The following is a 16,254-nucleotide window of genomic DNA, read 5'->3' as shown; positions in this document are numbered from 1 at the left end:
TTCTGGCACAAAGATTTACCGCAACTCAGTCATCCACCGGCCCCACGGCGTCGAACTGCCCCTAGAGAGTTTGCACCGAGCAAGCGCACATGCAGTCCGAGCAGGGGAGCAAAACAGTGTCTTTGGCAGGGAACTCGACCTTCAAGCCGCACGGACGGCGCATCGCCGTCGTGGGCAGCGGAGTGGCCGGCCTGACGGCCGCGTATGTCCTGAACCGGCAAGACAACGTCACCCTTTTCGAGGCGGACAGCAGGCTGGGCGGCCACGCCCACACCCACAATGTCGCGCAGCCGGATGGATCCGTTCTCGGCATCGACACCGGCTTCATCGTCCACAACGAGCGGACCTATCCCACCCTGCTGCGGCTGTTCGCCGAGCTGGGCGTGGAGACGCAGGACTCCGAAATGAGTATGTCCGTCCGCTGTGACGGCTGCGGCCTGGAATACGCCGGGGCCCGTGGGGGCGGTCGCGGCATCATCGCCCGCCCGTCCAGCCTGCTGCGCGGACGCTACCTGCTGATGCTGCTGGAGCTCATGCGCTTCTACCGCAGGGCCCGCACTCTGATTGAGTCGGCTCCCGCGTCCGACGCCGGCCCTGGTGCGGGCGGCGCGGAGCTGACCCTCGGTGACTTCCTGGCAAAGGAACGCTTCAGCAAGTACTTCATCTCCCATTTCATGACGCCGGTGGTCAGCGCGGTGTGGTCGTGCGATCCCACCACGGCACTGTCCTATCCGGCGCGCTACCTCTTCACGTTTTTGGGCCACCACGGCATGCTGGGCGTCAAGGGTTCGCCGCAGTGGCGGACGGTCACCGGCGGTTCGGGGCAGTACGTGGCGAAGTTGGCCGCCACGCTCCCGGACATCAGGCTTAGCAGTCCGGTCACCGCTATCCGGCGCCACGCCCTCGGCGTGGAAGTGGACACTGATCACGGAGTCGAGGATTTCGAGGCCGTGGTCATTGCCACGCACCCGGCCCAGGCCCTGAGCTTCCTCGCGGACGCCACACCGGCCGAAAAAGACGCCCTCGGCCAGATGCCCTACTCCGTCAACCACACCGTTTTCCACCGGGACCCGGCCGTCCTGCCCACAGCCGACAATGCCAGGGCGTCCTGGAACTACCGGCTCCCGGACTGCGAAGCCCGCCCGGACAAGGTCCTGGTCAGCTACGATCTCACCCGGCTGCAGCGCCTGGAGCCAGCCGATGGCCAGCCGTACCTGGTGAGCCTGGGGGAGTCCGAGCTCATCGCCGAGGACCGGGTCCTTGAACGCATGGTCTACGAACACCCCCAGTACACCCCCGAATCATTGCGGGCACAGCAGCGCATTGCAGCCCTGAGTGATGACCGCATTGCCTACGCCGGCGCCTACCTGGGCTGGGGGTTCCATGAGGACGGCGCCCTGGCCGGTGTCCGTGCCGCCGCGAGCCTGGGACGCACCTGGGACACTTCCGGGATCCAGGCACCCGAGCCTGAACTGCTCCCAGCCTCGGAGGGCGCATGAGCTCAACCGCAGCCATCTACCGCACGTCCATTTCCCACGTGCGCCAGACGCCGCTGAAGAATGCGTTCACCTACCGGAGCTACAGCTGGTTTGTGGACGTGGACCGGCTCCCGGTTCTGCCCCGGCTCATGCGGCCGCTGGCTGTCTTCCGGGTCGCCGACCACCTGGGCGATCCCGACGCCACCATCCGCAGCAACGTGGAACGGTTCCTGCGGACCCGGGAGATAGAGCCCGACGGCGGGGCCATCCGGATGCTGACCAGCGCCCGGGTTTTCGGCCACGTCTTCAACCCGCTCACCATCTTCTGGTGCTACCGGATGTCCGGGGAGCTGCAGTGCGTCATCGCCGAGGTCCACAACACCTACGGCGAACGCCACTGCTACCTCCTGGAAACGGATCTTTCCGGCCGGGCCAGCGTGCCCAAGGCCTTCTACGTTTCACCGTTCAATGACGTTGACGGGCAGTACCGGATGAAGCTGCCCGCCCCGGAGCAACGGCTGTCCGTCTCCATCGTCCTGGAGCGGGAAGGTCAACGGCCGTTCGCCGCAACCATGGACGGGGACCGGCACCCGGCCACCGTCAGGAACATCCTGGCAGCGGCCATTGCCGTCCCGGCCGCGCCGCTGCTGGTATCGGCGCTGATCCGGATCCAGGGCATCAAACTCTGGGCTCGACGCCTGCCAGTCATCAAAAAACCACATCACCCCTCACAGGAGGCAGTCCAATGACAATGACCGATGAGAACGGAACAGCCGCGACTGCGGAGGTCTCCGCCGCGAAGTCAGCCGCACGGCACCCGGTGACGGAACGGACCGCTGCCGGGGTACCGGCGTCGCCGGCCACCATCGATCCGGAAGTGTGGCCCGGTGTTGCCCACGCGCCGTCGGGCACTAAAGCGCTGGTGGCGGGCAAGGCCGCCGGCCTGCTGTTCAAGGCGGCGGTGCGCCGGCTGCCCCTGCGCGTTGCCTACCCGGACGGTTCAGTGCTGGGCACCGGCGGCCTGGACGCGCCGGTGATGACCATGCTCAGGCCGGCAGCGTTCGAAGTGCGGATCGGGGACAACGGCCTGATCGGGCTGGGCGAGTCGTTTATGGCGGGGGACTGGGAAGCATCAGACCTCGCCGGGGTGCTGGAGGTCTTCGCCGCGTCCGTGGACACGCTGATTCCCGCTCCGCTGCAGAAGCTGCGGACCCTGTACCTGCCCCGGACGCCGCGGCAGGAACGCAATGAAGAGCACAACACGCGCAGCAACATCTCGCGGCACTACGACCTCTCCAACGAGCTCTTCTCCCACTTCCTGGACACCACCATGAGCTACTCCTCGGCGCTTTTCCCGCTGAGCGACGGTGCGCTGGATGCGGTCCCGTGGGACGCGTTGGCGGAGGCCCAGCAGACCAAGATCGACAGGCTGCTGGACAAGGCCGGCGTCGGATCAGGCACGCGGCTGCTGGAGATCGGCACCGGCTGGGGTGAACTGGCCCTCCGGGCAGCAGCCCGTGGTGCCACCGTTTACAGCGTGACGCTGTCCAGTGAGCAGCGGGCGCTGGCGCAGGAAAGGATTGCGGCTGCCGGTTACGCAGACCAGGTGACGGTTGCGCTGCAGGATTACCGGGCCGTGGAGGGCGAGTTCGACGCCGTGGTGTCGGTGGAGATGATCGAGGCGGTTGGTTATGAGTACTGGCCCATCTACTTCCAGACCATTGACCGCGTGCTGGCCCCGGGCGGGAAGGTGGCCATCCAGGCCATCACCATGCCGCACGGCCGCATGCTGGCTACGCGCAACGCGTACACCTGGGTGCACAAGTACATTTTCCCCGGTGGCTTCCTTCCCTCAGTGCGGGCCATCGAAAGCGTGACCCAGCAGCACACCACACTCCGCGTGCGGGAACGGATGGGCCTGGGCGATCACTACGCCGCGACCCTGCGCCTCTGGGAGGGGCGGTTCATGGACCGCTCACTGGAGGTGGGCGGGCTGGGGTTCGACGCCGTGTTCCAGCGGATGTGGCTGTTCTACCTGTGCTATTCACGGGCGGGTTTCCAGTCCGGCTACCTGGACGTGCAGCAGATTGTGCTGGACCGCAGGGAGGCTCAGCTTTAATTTTCAGGTGGTCACACGCACGGTCACACGCCGGCGCTGGAAACTCCAGTTATGGAAACTAATTGGAACACCACAGCAGAACTGAATACCTTCATCACCCTCACAGCCGACCGTATCGTGGCTGAGGGCACCCAGAGGGATCGCCGGACCCTGGAGATGATGGCATCCGCGGTCCAGCCGTTTGCGCCGGGCGCGGCGGCCGCGCTCAATGACTGGGACGGTTCGGAGGTAGCCCGGCTGCGGGCATTTGGCATCGTTCACGGTGTGTTGGTGCGTGAGTTGGGTGCGCCCGCCCAGGCTGAACCCCTGGCGCAGCTCAATCCGGCACCCGCTCTGGTGCTGGCTGCCTGAGCGTTGCTACATTGTGCTTGTGCTGCGCCTTCGGTTGATCGGCAGATTGGGTCTTGAACGCGACGGCCAGCCGATTCCCGGGCCCAGAGGCCACAAGAGCTGGGCCGTATTGGGGAGGCTGGTCCGGTCATCGGGGCCGGTTTCCCGCCAGGTTCTCGTGGATGAGCTGTTTTCTGACGCCGACGATCCCATGGGGGCACTGCGGTGGACGCTGGCTGAACTGCGTCGGAAAACGGGCCTGGCCGAAGCTTTCCGGGGCAACCCTGTCTCGCACGGGCTCGGTCCGGATATAGCTGTGGACGTGGCCGAACTCTCGCGGGGCGTGCTGGAAACGGAGATTCCCGAAGGGCACTTCCTGGAAGGGATCGACGTCAAGGGATCGCCAGGGTTTGAGTCCTGGCTCCTGGTGGAGCGCCAGAGGGTGGACAGTGAGGTGCTCAGCGCCCTGAGGCAGGCCGCTCTTCGGGCGCTTTCTGCCCGGCAGTCCGCCCGGGCCGTGGAACTTTCCCGGGCCATGGTGGCACGGGCGCCCTTCGAAGAAGGGCCGCACATCCTGCTGGTCAAGGCGCTGGCCTCATCCGGTGATGTGGACGCTGCCCTCCGGCAGGCCGACGCCAGCGAAGCAATGTTCGCCGCCGAGCTCGGAACAAGGCCCACCGCGGCCCTCCGCGCGGCCGCACGGCCCGCCGTCGCGGCGCCGGTACCCGGTGTTTCAGCCCGCGCGTCCGCCCAGTCCCTGTGCGAGGCCGGGCTTGCCGCCCTGTCAGCCGGCGCTGCCGACGCCGGGATCGAATGCCTGCGCGGAGCGTCCGCCGCAGCCGAGTTATCCGGCGACAAGGAACTGCTGAGCCGCTGCCTGACCGAGCTCGGCGCGGCGCTCGTCCACTCAATTCGAGGCTACGACGACGAAGGCTCCATCATTCTTGCCGCCGCCGTAGACCTGGCGTCTGCCGCTGGCGCGGAGCCGGTAGCGGCAAAGGCGCTGTCGGAGCTGGCATATGTTGACATCCTCGCCGGACGGCGGGCCAGTGCCGCCGGATACCTGGAAACTGCCCGCGGGCTGGCAACCGGGGATCCGTCCCTCGACGCGGCGATCGCCGGGTTTGAAGCCATGAACCTCAGCGACTGGGGCAAGCTTGAAGCAGGTGCCGACCAGTTCGCTGCCGCCGTCGAGCTGAGCCGGAGTGCCGGTTCCGTCAGGCGTGAAGCCTGGAACCTGGGACTGGGGGCACGAAGCCTGTTTCTCCTGGGCCGCGTGGACGAGGCCGGAGAATGGGCCCGGCAATCCTGCGAACTGGCCCGCCGCGAACGCTGGACGGCATTCCGGCCCTGGCCGGAAGCGTGGCTGGCCCATGCCCGTCTGTCCGATGGAGAACGGCCCGGGGTGGTCCGGGAGCAGGCGGAGGCAACCTTCGCGCTCGCACGCCAGCTGCAGGACCCCTGCTGGGAAGGCCTTGCTGCGAAGACCATCGGGCTCACGCATTTGCTGGAAGGCAACGCCGATACTGCACTGGAGTGGATGAAGAACGCGGGGATCCTCTGCAGCCGGGTCACTGATTCGTACGCCTGGGTACAGGTTGAGATCCTCCTGGCAGAGGCCAGCGCGGCGCTGGAGTCCGGGGACACGGTCCGTGCGGATGCCGTGGCGAGGCAGGCTGTGGCCGGAGCGGCCCGGGGAAGCATGGATGACCTGCTCGACCGCGCCATGGGCCTCTTGGCGTCGCTGCCCACGGTACGGAGCTAAGACTCCGGTTTGGCCTGTTCGAGCCACGCGCGACACGCCGTCCCGCAGGCGACACGCCGGGCCGGAAAATGTGGCTAAGTACTCCACAGGGTGTGGATGACGTCCGCAAAAATGGCGGGATTCCGGACATTTTGAGGGCCTCTGCCTGTGGATTAAAAGTGCATTAAATGACATACTTGTAATACATCATCTTGGGGTTCCGAAGAGCCGTCTGCACTACATGTAGTATCGACGTACTAGCTTGGGCGGGACAAAGACGAGCGAAGATTTCGATAAAAGGGGACAGGACCATGACCGTTACGGTTTACACCAAACCTGCGTGTGTACAGTGCAACGCAACCTACCGTGCGCTGGACAAAAAGGGCATCACTTACCAGAGCGTTGACATCTCCCAGGACGCCGATGCCCTCGAGCGCCTGAAGGCGCTGGGCTACATGCAGGCACCTGTTGTAGTCACGGACCAGGACCACTGGTCAGGCTTCCGCCCGGACAAGATCGAGGAACTGGCACTGTCTGCCGTTTCCTCCGTGGCCTAAGGCCCTGCACTTTTCGCCAGCCGGCAACTTTCAATACCCACACATGAGGTGACTCCCGTGTCAGCACTGGCAGTGGCCAGGGCCCAGGTGGACCCGTTGCAGCCTGTCACCACACAGAGCCAGCTCATCTACTTTTCCTCCACCTCCGAGAACACCAGCCGCTTTGTCGCGAAGCTCGGACGTGAGCTGGCACGGATCCCGCTCCATACAAAGGATGCACCCCTTCTCGCCACCCGGCCTTACGTGCTGGTGGTGCCGACCTACGGGGGCACCGGGGGAGAGGGCTCCGTGCCCAAGCAGGTGATCCGCTTTCTAAACGACCCGCAGAACAGGCAACTGATCCGTGGGGTTATCGGTGCAGGCAACACAAACTTCGGGGACAACTACTGCATGGCCGCGGACATTATTGCCGCCAAGTGCAACGTCCCCCGGCTTTACAGATTTGAACTAATGGGCACGCCAGAAGACGTCGCCCGCGTACACAATGGATTGGACACGTTTTGGACACGACTGTCGCAGACACAGAAGTAACCAGGGCCGAAGGCCAGGGCACCCGCGCAGGCGCCGCCGTCGAAAAGCCCGAGATGCCGGCCGCCTATAAGGGCCTGGGCTATCACGAGCTCAACGCCATGCTGAACCTGTACGGTCCGAACGGCGAGATCCAGTTCGAGGCCGACCGCGAGGCTGCACACCAGTACTTCCTGCAGCATGTGAACAACAACACCGTCTTTTTCCATGACCTGGAAGAGAAGCTCGACTACCTGGTGAAGAACCAGTACTACGAGCGCGAAACCCTCGACCAGTACACGATGAACTTCATCCGCGAGCTCTACAACCGCGCGTACAAAAAGAAGTTCCGCTTCGAGACCTTCCTGGGCGCATTCAAGTTCTACACGTCCTACACGCTGAAGACGTTTGACGGCAATCGCTTCCTGGAACGCTACGAGGACCGCGTCTGCATGGTGGCCCTGCACCTCGCCCGCGGCGACGAGCAGCTCGCACTGCAGATGGTGGACGAGATCATCGAAGGCCGCTTCCAGCCGGCCACGCCCACGTTCCTGAACGCCGGCAAGCGCCAGCGCGGCGAGCTGGTCTCCTGCTTCCTGCTCCGCATCGAAGACAACATGGAGTCGATCGGCCGGTCCATCAACTCGGCGTTGCAGCTGTCCAAGCGCGGCGGCGGTGTGGCGTTCGCGCTGACCAACATCCGCGAAGTCGGCGCCCCGATCAAGCAGATCGAGAACCAGTCCTCCGGCGTCATCCCCGTGATGAAGCTCCTCGAGGACAGCTTCTCCTACGCCAACCAGCTCGGTGCCCGCCAGGGTGCCGGTGCGGTGTACCTGCACGCGCACCACCCGGATATCTACCGCTTCCTGGACACCAAGCGCGAGAACGCGGATGAGAAGATCCGTATCAAGACCCTCTCGCTGGGCGTTGTCATCCCGGACATCACGTTCGAGCTGGCCAAGAAGGACGAGGACATGTACCTGTTCTCCCCGTACGACGTCGAACGCGTCTACGGCATGCCGTTCTCCGACGTCTCGGTCACCGAGAAGTACTACGAGATGGTGGACGATTCCCGGATCAAGAAGACCAAGATCAAGGCGCGCGAGTTCTTCCAGACCCTCGCCGAGATCCAGTTCGAATCCGGCTACCCGTACATCATGTTCGAGGACACCGTGAACCGGGAAAACCCGATCGACGGCAAGATCATCATGTCCAACCTGTGCTCGGAGATCCTCCAGGTTTCCCAGCCCACCACGTACCACGATGATCTGTCCTACGACCAGACCGGCAAGGACATCTCCTGCAACCTGGGTTCGCTGAACATCGCGAAGGCCATGGACAGCCCGGACTTCGGCCTGACCATCGAGACGGCCATCCGGTCCCTCTCGGCAGTTTCGGACATGTCCAACATCACCTCGGTGCCGTCCATCGCCCGCGGCAACGACCAGTCCCACGCGATCGGCCTCGGCCAGATGAACCTGCACGGCTACCTGGCCCGCGAGCGGGTCCACTACGGTTCCGAAGAGGGCCTGGACTTCACCAACATCTACTTCTACTCGGTGGTGTACCACGCGGTCCGCGCCTCCAACCTGCTGTCCATCCAGACCGGGCAGACCTTCGGCGGCTTCGAGAAGTCCAAGTACGCCTCGGGCGAGTTCTTCGACAAGTACACGGAGCAGGAATGGGTGCCGCAGACCGAGAAGGTCGCGGAGCTGTTCAAGAACATCCACATCCCCACCCAGGATGACTGGCGTGAGCTGAAGGCTTCCGTCATGGAACACGGCATATACAACCAGAACCTGCAGGCTGTGCCGCCGACGGGCTCGATCTCCTACATCAACAACTCCACCTCCTCGATCCACCCGGTGGCGTCCAAGATCGAGATCCGCAAGGAAGGCAAGCTGGGCCGCGTGTACTACCCGGCGCCGTACCTTACGAACGACAACCTGGAGTACTACCAGGACGCGTACGAGCTCGGCTACGAGAAGGTCATCGACACCTACGCCGCAGCCACCCAGCACGTGGACCAGGGACTGTCCCTGACGCTGTTCTTCAAGGACACGGCCACCACGCGCGACATCAACCGGGCCCAGATCTACGCCTGGAAGAAGGGCATCAAGACCATCTATTACATCCGTCTCCGCCAGCTCGCGCTGGAGGGAACTGAGGTGGAGGGCTGCGTCAGCTGTGCACTATGACAACCTAAATCAGTTGATTTTCGCGAGGGGATGAAATGATGGAAACGACGACGGCGACAGGCGGCTTGGTCTACGGCATCCGGCTCCGGCGGGAGGTCGAATACCGCTACATCGGTATCACCACCAAGACGGCCAGTCGTCGTTTCCATCAGCACCTCCGCGTGGCCGCCGAGGGGCGCAAGACGCCCTTCTACGATTGGCTCCGTAAGCACGATCGCTCTGACGTTATCGCAGATGAGCTGGACTGGATCGAAGGACTGCCAGAGCTTGGGCAGGCTGAGATCGACTGGATCAGCTATTTGCGGAGGGAAGGCGATCGGTTGCTGAATCTGTCCGAGGGTGGAATGGGGCCGACGGGCGTTGTGTGGACGGAGGCCATGCGGGAAGCTGCTCGCATTCGTTCAACCGGCCGGAAGATTGCTCGCCAGTCCGGGCCGGGAGCTTCCTTCTACGGGAAGAACCACAGCCTGGAGCAGCGCCAGAAGTGGTCCGAGGATCGTAAGGGCACGAATTCCGGTTCTGACAATGCGAACTTCGGCAAGTTCGGTCCGGACCACCCAAGCTATGGGCACACCATGGGCGAAGAATCCAGGGCGGCGTTCTCCGAAGCAAGGAAGGGTGCAGGCAACCCCAACTTCGGGAAGCAGGCAAGTGCCGAAACCCGTGCGAAAATGTCGGCGGTCCGAAAAGGCATCCCCAAGCCGTCCAGCCAACGCAGTGCCCACACCAGACATCACACCAACAAGGGCGTAGAGAAAGCCGACTGCAGATTCTGCGTCGAGGACTCAGCCAAACCAAGTCTTTCTTCAGAAAGTGAGTCGGAGTCATGACCGAAAGAGTAAAGCTTCTCAGCCATGTTGAGGCGATCAACTGGAACCGCATCCAGGACGAGAAGGATGTCGACGTCTGGAACCGCCTGGTCAACAACTTCTGGCTGCCGGAGAAGATCCCGCTCTCCAACGACGTCCAGTCGTGGGCCACGCTGACTCCGGACGAGCAGCAGCTCACCATGCGCGTGTTCACCGGCCTGACCCTGCTGGACACCATCCAGGGCACCGTCGGCGCCGTTTCGTTGATTCCGGACGCGATCACCCCGCACGAGGAAGCCGTCTACACGAACATTGCGTTCATGGAGTCCGTGCACGCGAAGAGCTACTCCTCCATCTTCTCCACGCTTGCCTCCACGAAGGAGATCGACGAGGCGTTCCGCTGGTCCACCGAGAACGAGAACCTTCAGAAGAAGGCCCAGATCGTCATGGACTACTACCAGGGCGACGATCCCCTGAAACGCAAGGTGGCCTCCACCCTGCTGGAGAGCTTCCTGTTCTATTCGGGCTTCTACCTGCCCATGTACTGGTCCTCACGGGCCAAGCTGACGAACACGGCTGACCTGATCCGCCTGATCATCCGCGATGAGGCCGTGCACGGCTACTACATCGGCTACAAGTTCCAGAAAGGCCTAGAAGGTCTCTCCGAGGAGCGCAAGCAGGAGATCAAGGATTACACCTTCGAGCTGCTCTTCGAGCTCTACGAAAACGAAGTCCAGTACACGCACGACCTCTACGACTCCGTTGGCCTGGCCGAGGACGTCAAGAAGTTCCTGCACTACAACGCCAACAAGGCCCTCATGAACCTGGGCTACGAGGCCATGTTCCCGGCTTCCGTCACCGATGTGAACCCGGCCATCCTCTCGGCCCTGTCACCGAACGCCGACGAGAACCACGACTTCTTCTCCGGGTCGGGTTCGAGCTACGTGATCGGCAAGGCCGTCAACACTGAGGACGAAGATTGGAATTTTTAGCCTTCGCCAATGAATGGAGGAGCACCACTCCCTGGGAGTGATGCTCCTCCATTGAAGGAAGAGAAACCCGGTTGCGACGGCAATCGCAACCGGGTTTCTGAAGCAGCATCTAATGGCTATCCAGTCATTAGACCGTGATGATTACACCCACTGCCTCTTTGTTCTCTTCTACTCGAACATAGAGACTTTAGCTCCGAACACTGCGACACGCCAAATGCCGTCGTATGGAGTGGTGTTGATCGTCGAAGCTACCGCGTATCGCTCGCAGTAGCAGAGCACATCCAACAATCACTAAGGACACGTTTTGAAGAGTTTCTATGCCGAAGAGTTCAGCACCAGGGTGCTGAACCGCTTCGATACCCTGCGCAACCCCCTCGTTCTCAAGTCACGATCCGTTGCTGAATCCCTTCAGACAGGGCACCCACTGTACAACCGGCTCGAGGTAGGGCAACGGGAGTCATGCGAGATGGCGTCAGTGTTCCTTGATCTCACAAATTTCACCGGACGTACGTTTTGGGATGAACCGGGAGCGGTTGCGGACCTCGCGCATGCGGTCTTGAGCGGTTTCACTGGCATTGTGCATAGCCTGGGCGGCCATGTGCTTGGGCTACGGGGCGACGGGCTTTTTGCTGGATTTGGGCCACATGATGACCCTCGCGTCGCTGTAGCACTAGCCGCTTTGGCTTCCGCCGCTTCCTTGGATGCGGTCCAGACCACCCTGAACCCCGCACTCACGCAACGTGGGCTGCAACCTGTGCAGGCACGAGCAGGCTGTGACTACGGAGAAGCGGTTTTTATGCGCACCGGCACAGACCAGATAAGTGAGATCAACGTAATCGGGTTTGCGTCAAATTTCGCGGCTAAGTGCGAGAAGGCGGCCATGTCATGGGAAGTCGTCATCGGGGAGAGGTTCGCTGAGTACGTGGACAACGGTGCCCTGCTCACCCACCACAAGAAGTCACCTAAGACTTACACACGGGCGGGAGAAGACTGTAGCTACAGGTTCTTTGATTACAGGTGGCGTCCCCTGCTGCCCGAAGTAGACAGCACCATCGATGAGCTCGCGGGCCGCGCCCTCGAGACCGTCTAGGAGGCCATCATGACCATACTGAATGTCTTGAAGCACCATGGTTACAACGTTGAACGCCGGGTTACGCCTTCCGGCAGGATTGTTTTCTCTGCTGCCTCCGCAACTCCTAGCGCGGTCGGAATGCCAATGAAGCGTCACACTTTTCACGGAGGAACCAACCCCGTCGAACATGGCGCCGCGGCCCTCCCTTGGTGGACCAACGAAGAGTCGGTCGCGCGCGATCGCGATGCCATGGCCCAATTCTTTCCCGGGTTCGCTGAGCTTGGAGGAAATGATGAGCGTCCCCCTGCGTGGGTGGGAGCAATAGACACTGGCTATGGAAAGTTCACAGTCACCGTTCAACATCGAGTTGATCACGGTCTTCCGCACGTCATACCAGGCAGGCCTAAAACGGGACGGCTCGGACGACACTCGGTTGCATCGCCCCACACATTCATGAATGGCAACCTTTGTGTAGCTGCACAGGACGACTGGGACCCAAAAACGGACACGATCGCTACAGCTGTTGGATGGGCGGCTCATTGGCATGCCGCGTACGTTGAGTGGCTCTTCACCGGCACTTGGCCGATGGAAGGGTATGCGCACCATGTGGCTGCTTAGGAAGAAAAAGTCGTCTGGCGAGTCGGAGGATTGGGAAGACGCCAAAGTAGCTATGCAGGAGTCAGGCAGTTGGATCAAGAATGCCGACACGAAGGTAACGATTTTGGCTGCGGTGCTTGGCGTATCGCTGACTATACTCGCGGGCCAGTCCAGCCGAATCGTTAGCGCACTTCAGAGACAAGATGTCCACGTGGTTTTTCCACTGGCCTTTGCCCTTGCTGGTGTCGTTGTGACATCAATAGCGACTCTGTTCTTTGTGGGAGAGTGTCTTCGGCCACGAACTGTGAAAGTGTCGGAAGACAACCGTTTCGCGTGGCCCTCAATGGCCGGACGTAGCTCAGCTCCACTTAGTTTTCCTTCGGCAAGCCGCGTCGCAGAGGCTTGGGAGCAGGCGTTCGCCCTCTCGAAAATCGTGGAGGCTAAGTACCGGTCTTTCAGGTGGGCGCTGCGCATGTTTCTCGGGTTGATTTTCTTCATTGTGGCTGTGCTGATACTTTCGGCCATGCCCCACGTGTGACCAGCAGCCGAGCGACGGATTTTGCAGTTCGTCGCTCGGCATCCCGCTACGCCCGAGCTTCGGCAAACCGCGGCGCCATAGACTCCATCTGCTCCATAACCAGCTTGATCGCCTCGGGCTGCTTGTCCGGCGGATAGCCAAATCGCACCAGCAACCGCTTGATCGAAGACCGCAGCTTGGCCCGCACGTCATCGCGAACAGTCCAGTCCGTCCGGACGTCGCGCCTCATCACCGAAACCAGTTCGCGCGCGATGTCAGCCAGCACACCTTCGCCCTGGACCTCCACCGCCGATTCGTTTTGAGCAACGGCGTCGTAGAACGCCAGCTCGTCAGAATTCAGCGGGGGAGTGAACTGTTGGCCCCGTTTACCCTCAGCTGCGACCTCGCGAGCCAGCTCCACCAGCTCCGCAATAACCTCCGCAGACGTCAGCTGCTGATTCGTGTACTTCTTCATCAGCTCGGTGATTCTCTCGGAAAACGCCCGCTGCCGGATCACGTTATTCCGTGTTGATGCCGCGGACTCGTCCGCAATGAGCTTACGCAGGGCCTCTATGGCCAGCTGCGGGTTCCGCGCCTTCTGCGTCTTCGCGATGAACTCCGGCGTCAGGTCATCCAAGGACGGCTTGGGCATGCCGGCTGCCTCGTAGATGTCGAGCACCTCGCCGGAGGACGTCGCCGAAGCAATCAGGTTCCCCAACAGACGCTGGATCTCCTCCGGTACCGGCTCGCCGCTGGCCTGCCGGTCGGCGGCGTCGTACTTCGCCATCCAGACGCGGATCTCCTCGTACACCTGGATCTCGGGACGCAGCTCAGCCAACGTCTCGGAGCCCGAGCACAGCGCCCAGGCACGTGACAGCTGGCTGGAGAACTTGCGGTACTTCGCGGCAAGCGACTCTTCCCCGTCAGCCGGCTGGTTACCGGGCGAACCCGGGCTGCGCAAGTAACTGACCGCACCAGTGACGGCATTCAGAAATGCCTTGGGCCCGCCCTTCATCAACACGGACTTCCAGTCGTAGCCCGCCAGCAAGGAACGCAGCGACTCCACCAGGGACAGGGTCAGGCCAACAGCCTCATCGATGTTCTTGCCCACCGGCTTGTTCGCCCGGTCCGACTGCGTGTACTCGCCCAGCGCCTTCGCCAGGTTCTCCGCCAGCGGAGCGTACGCCACCAGCAGCCCGTCCTCTTTGCCGCGGAACGTGCGGTTCACGCGTGCGAGCGTCTGCATCAGCAGTGCGCCCTTGAGCGGCCGGTCCAGGTACAGGGTGTGCAGGGGCGGGGAATCGTAGCCGGTGAGCATCATGTCCTTGACGATCACCAGCTCCAGCTCGTCGTCAACGTTTTTGAGCCGTTCTTTCACCTGAGCATTCAACGAGTCCCGCCGCACGTGGTCGGAAACGGGCGGCACGTCAGTCGCGTCGCCCGAGTACACCACCTTGATCTTGCCTTTGGAGAGGTCATCCGAATGCCAGTCCGGCCGCAGTTCTACAATTGCGGAGTACAGCTTCGCGCAGATCTCGCGGGTCCCGCCCACGATCATGGCCTTGCCCGGCGCCTCGATGAACTTGCCCATCCGGTCACGCCGGTTCTCCCAATGCGCCACCAGGTCAGCCGCCAGCGCCGCAATGCGCTGCGGCGCACCATAGACAGCGTTGACGACGGCGACGCTCGCCTCGATGCGTGCCCGCTCGGTATCGTCCAGGCCGAGGGTTGCTTCGTCGGCGGACTTGTCCAAGTCTTCCTCGGTGACATCGGAGGCCAGCCCTACTTTGATTAGCCGAGGCTCGAAGTAGACGGGTACCGTGGCCCCGTCCTCCACCGCGCGTGACAGATCGTAGACGTCGATGTAGTCGCCGAAGACATCCTGGGTATTCCGGTCATCAAAGGAGATCGGCGTACCGGTGAAGGCGATCAAAGTGGCATAGGGGAGCGCGTCGCGGAGGTGCCGGGCATAACCGTCCAGGTCGTCATAATGCGACCGGTGGGCCTCGTCGACCACCACAATGATGTTGCGCCGGTCGGACAGCAGCGGGTGGTCGGCGCCTGCGTCCTTTTCCGACTTGCTGCGTCCGAACTTCTGGAGCGTCGTGAAGTAGATGCCGCCGGTAGTCCTGTTGCTCAGCTCGTCCCGCAGTTCCAATCGGCGTTTGATCTGCTTGGGAGACTCGGCGAGGAGCAGGCTGCGGTCGAAGCCTTCGAACAGCTGGCCGTCCAGTTCGTTCCGGTCGGTAATGACCACGACGGTCGGGTTCTTCAACTTTGGCTGCCGTGCAACCATGTTCGCGTAGAGTTCCATCTCCATGGATTTGCCCGACCCCTGGGTATGCCAGACAACGCCGGCCTTGCCGTTGCTTTCCACCGCCTGGATGGTGCTGGCCACTGCCTTGGTCACGGCGTAGTACTGGTGGGGCTTGGCGATGCGTTTGGCGAGCCCGCCCGAGCCCTGGTCAAAGGCGGTGAAGTTGCGCGTCAGCTGCAGGAAGCGCTCCTGGTTGTAGAGGCCATCCAGTGCGGTATCCAAGGCTGTGACGGCATCGCCGTCGAGCATGAAGCCCTGGGGGACGGGCACGCCGTCGTCGTCAACATTCCAGGGTGAGAAGTGGTTGAAGGGCGTGAACGGCGTTCCGTACTTGGCCTGGATTCCATCCGTGGCGAGCGTAAAAACGCAGAAACGGAAGGCCATCGGGAATTCGCGGAGATAAGTCTGGAGCTGGGCGTGGGCGCCGGGGAGATCGGCGTGCGCGCTGCCCGCCTTTTTTAGCTCGATGATGCTCACGGGCATGCCGTTGCAATAGAGCACGACGTCGAAGCGACGCTTGTAGTCGCCCTCCATCAGTGTGACCTGGTTGACCGCGAGCCAGTCGTTCTGGTCGGGCTCTTGGCTGATGAGCCTGATGGTGGGGTTGGCTTCGTCGCCGTCGGAGTCGATGTAGGTCAGTCGGTAGCCGTCCACGAGGCAGTTGTGGATCCGGTGGTTCTCGGCGAGAGCGTCGTTGGATTTGGCTGCCGCGATTTCCGACAGCGCCTGCTGCAGGTATTGGGCCGGGACCGTCGGGTTGAAGCGCTGGAGGGCCGCAAGGAGCCTCGGCCGGATAAGTAGCTCGGACCAGGAATCCCGCTCCCCGGAGCCGGGAGCGATTGCCTGGCCTTCCAGCGGCTTCCAGTCCATCTCGCCGAGCCGCTCCTTCGCGGCGCCTTCCCAGTCGGCTTCGGAAAAGACTACTGCTGGTGCTGTCACGGTGATTCCCCCAATGTTGATTGCTGTCCAGCTTACTCAGGCGCCAAGTGGGCCAGCGCTTTTCGCCGCGCCTGTTGT

13 protein-coding genes are annotated in these 16,254 nt (G+C 62.5%); 12 read left to right on the top strand and 1 reads right to left on the bottom strand.

What is annotated here, in order from left to right:
* Positions 1-122 precede the first annotated feature (122 nt).
* From ACX80X_RS06600 to ACX80X_RS06545, 12 genes are all read left to right on the top strand, one after another.
* A complete protein-coding gene (locus tag ACX80X_RS06600) occupies positions 123-1,499 on the top strand; it encodes an NAD(P)/FAD-dependent oxidoreductase (protein WP_252599503.1) in 1,377 nt (458 codons plus the stop codon).
* Complete coding sequence (locus ACX80X_RS06595; RefSeq protein ID WP_252599502.1) at positions 1,496-2,227, top strand: DUF1365 domain-containing protein; 732 nt, start codon at positions 1,496-1,498, stop codon at positions 2,225-2,227. The genes ACX80X_RS06600 and ACX80X_RS06595 overlap by 4 nt, the downstream gene beginning before the upstream one ends.
* Positions 2,224-3,597: a class I SAM-dependent methyltransferase gene (locus ACX80X_RS06590; RefSeq protein WP_252599501.1), complete on the top strand. Its 1,374-nt coding sequence runs from the start codon at positions 2,224-2,226 to the stop codon at positions 3,595-3,597. Before ACX80X_RS06595 ends, ACX80X_RS06590 begins: the two co-directional genes overlap by 4 nt.
* A gap of 51 nt (positions 3,598-3,648) precedes the next feature.
* Positions 3,649-3,948 carry a hypothetical protein gene (locus ACX80X_RS06585; RefSeq protein WP_459311565.1) on the top strand — a complete coding sequence of 100 codons (300 nt, stop codon included), beginning with the start codon at positions 3,649-3,651 and terminating at the stop codon, positions 3,946-3,948.
* A 157-nt stretch (positions 3,949-4,105) separates the two neighbouring features.
* Positions 4,106-5,692, top strand: coding sequence for an AfsR/SARP family transcriptional regulator (locus ACX80X_RS06580; protein ID WP_459311563.1), 1,587 nt, complete (start codon positions 4,106-4,108; stop codon positions 5,690-5,692).
* Between the two features lie 290 nt (positions 5,693-5,982).
* The gene (gene nrdH, locus ACX80X_RS06575; RefSeq protein ID WP_009356333.1) at positions 5,983-6,228 is read left to right on the top strand and encodes a glutaredoxin-like protein NrdH; all 246 of its coding nucleotides are present in this window, start codon (positions 5,983-5,985) and stop codon (positions 6,226-6,228) included.
* A gap of 66 nt (positions 6,229-6,294) precedes the next feature.
* Positions 6,295-6,759, top strand: coding sequence for a class Ib ribonucleoside-diphosphate reductase assembly flavoprotein NrdI (gene nrdI, locus ACX80X_RS06570; protein WP_252599565.1), 465 nt, complete (start codon positions 6,295-6,297; stop codon positions 6,757-6,759).
* Between the two features lie 53 nt (positions 6,760-6,812).
* On the top strand, positions 6,813-8,933 hold the full coding sequence (nrdE, locus tag ACX80X_RS06565; protein ID WP_459311599.1) for a class 1b ribonucleoside-diphosphate reductase subunit alpha: 2,121 nt from the start codon (positions 6,813-6,815) through the stop codon (positions 8,931-8,933).
* Between the two features lie 35 nt (positions 8,934-8,968).
* Positions 8,969-9,763 carry an NUMOD3 domain-containing DNA-binding protein gene (locus ACX80X_RS06560; protein WP_459311560.1) on the top strand — a complete coding sequence of 265 codons (795 nt, stop codon included), beginning with the start codon at positions 8,969-8,971 and terminating at the stop codon, positions 9,761-9,763.
* Positions 9,760-10,734, top strand: coding sequence for a class 1b ribonucleoside-diphosphate reductase subunit beta (gene nrdF, locus ACX80X_RS06555; protein WP_459311558.1), 975 nt, complete (start codon positions 9,760-9,762; stop codon positions 10,732-10,734). The genes ACX80X_RS06560 and nrdF overlap by 4 nt, the downstream gene beginning before the upstream one ends.
* 304 nt (positions 10,735-11,038) lie before the next feature.
* On the top strand, positions 11,039-11,824 hold the full coding sequence (locus tag ACX80X_RS06550; RefSeq protein ID WP_459311556.1) for an adenylate/guanylate cyclase domain-containing protein: 786 nt from the start codon (positions 11,039-11,041) through the stop codon (positions 11,822-11,824).
* Positions 11,825-12,401: 577 nt separating this feature from the next.
* Positions 12,402-12,941 carry a hypothetical protein gene (locus tag ACX80X_RS06545; protein ID WP_459311554.1) on the top strand — a complete coding sequence of 180 codons (540 nt, stop codon included), beginning with the start codon at positions 12,402-12,404 and terminating at the stop codon, positions 12,939-12,941.
* Positions 12,942-12,987: 46 nt separating this feature from the next.
* Here the strand turns inward: ACX80X_RS06545 and ACX80X_RS06540 are convergent, their stop codons facing one another.
* Entirely contained in the window at positions 12,988-16,176 is a 3,189-nt protein-coding gene (locus tag ACX80X_RS06540) for a type I restriction endonuclease subunit R (protein WP_459311552.1), read from the bottom strand.
* Positions 16,177-16,254: the final 78 nt, after the last annotated feature.

It is taken from the genome of Pseudarthrobacter sp. MDT3-1, from assembly GCF_054510755.1.
This window is presented reverse-complemented; position numbering and strand designations above follow the sequence as displayed.

What these genes read in the sequence shown, in the direction of transcription:
- nrdH (WP_009356333.1), top strand. Translation starts at nt 5,983, where the DNA reads ATGACCGTTACGGTTTACACCAAACCTGCGTGTGTACAGTGCAACGCA.
- ACX80X_RS06545 (WP_459311554.1), top strand. Translation starts at nt 12,402, where the DNA reads ATGCGCACCATGTGGCTGCTTAGGAAGAAAAAGTCGTCTGGCGAGTCG.
- ACX80X_RS06560 (WP_459311560.1), top strand. Translation starts at nt 8,969, where the DNA reads ATGATGGAAACGACGACGGCGACAGGCGGCTTGGTCTACGGCATCCGG.
- ACX80X_RS06590 (WP_252599501.1), top strand. Translation starts at nt 2,224, where the DNA reads ATGACAATGACCGATGAGAACGGAACAGCCGCGACTGCGGAGGTCTCC.
- nrdF (WP_459311558.1), top strand. Translation starts at nt 9,760, where the DNA reads ATGACCGAAAGAGTAAAGCTTCTCAGCCATGTTGAGGCGATCAACTGG.
- ACX80X_RS06595 (WP_252599502.1), top strand. Translation starts at nt 1,496, where the DNA reads ATGAGCTCAACCGCAGCCATCTACCGCACGTCCATTTCCCACGTGCGC.
- nrdE (WP_459311599.1), top strand. Translation starts at nt 6,813, where the DNA reads ATGCCGGCCGCCTATAAGGGCCTGGGCTATCACGAGCTCAACGCCATG.
- ACX80X_RS06585 (WP_459311565.1), top strand. Translation starts at nt 3,649, where the DNA reads ATGGAAACTAATTGGAACACCACAGCAGAACTGAATACCTTCATCACC.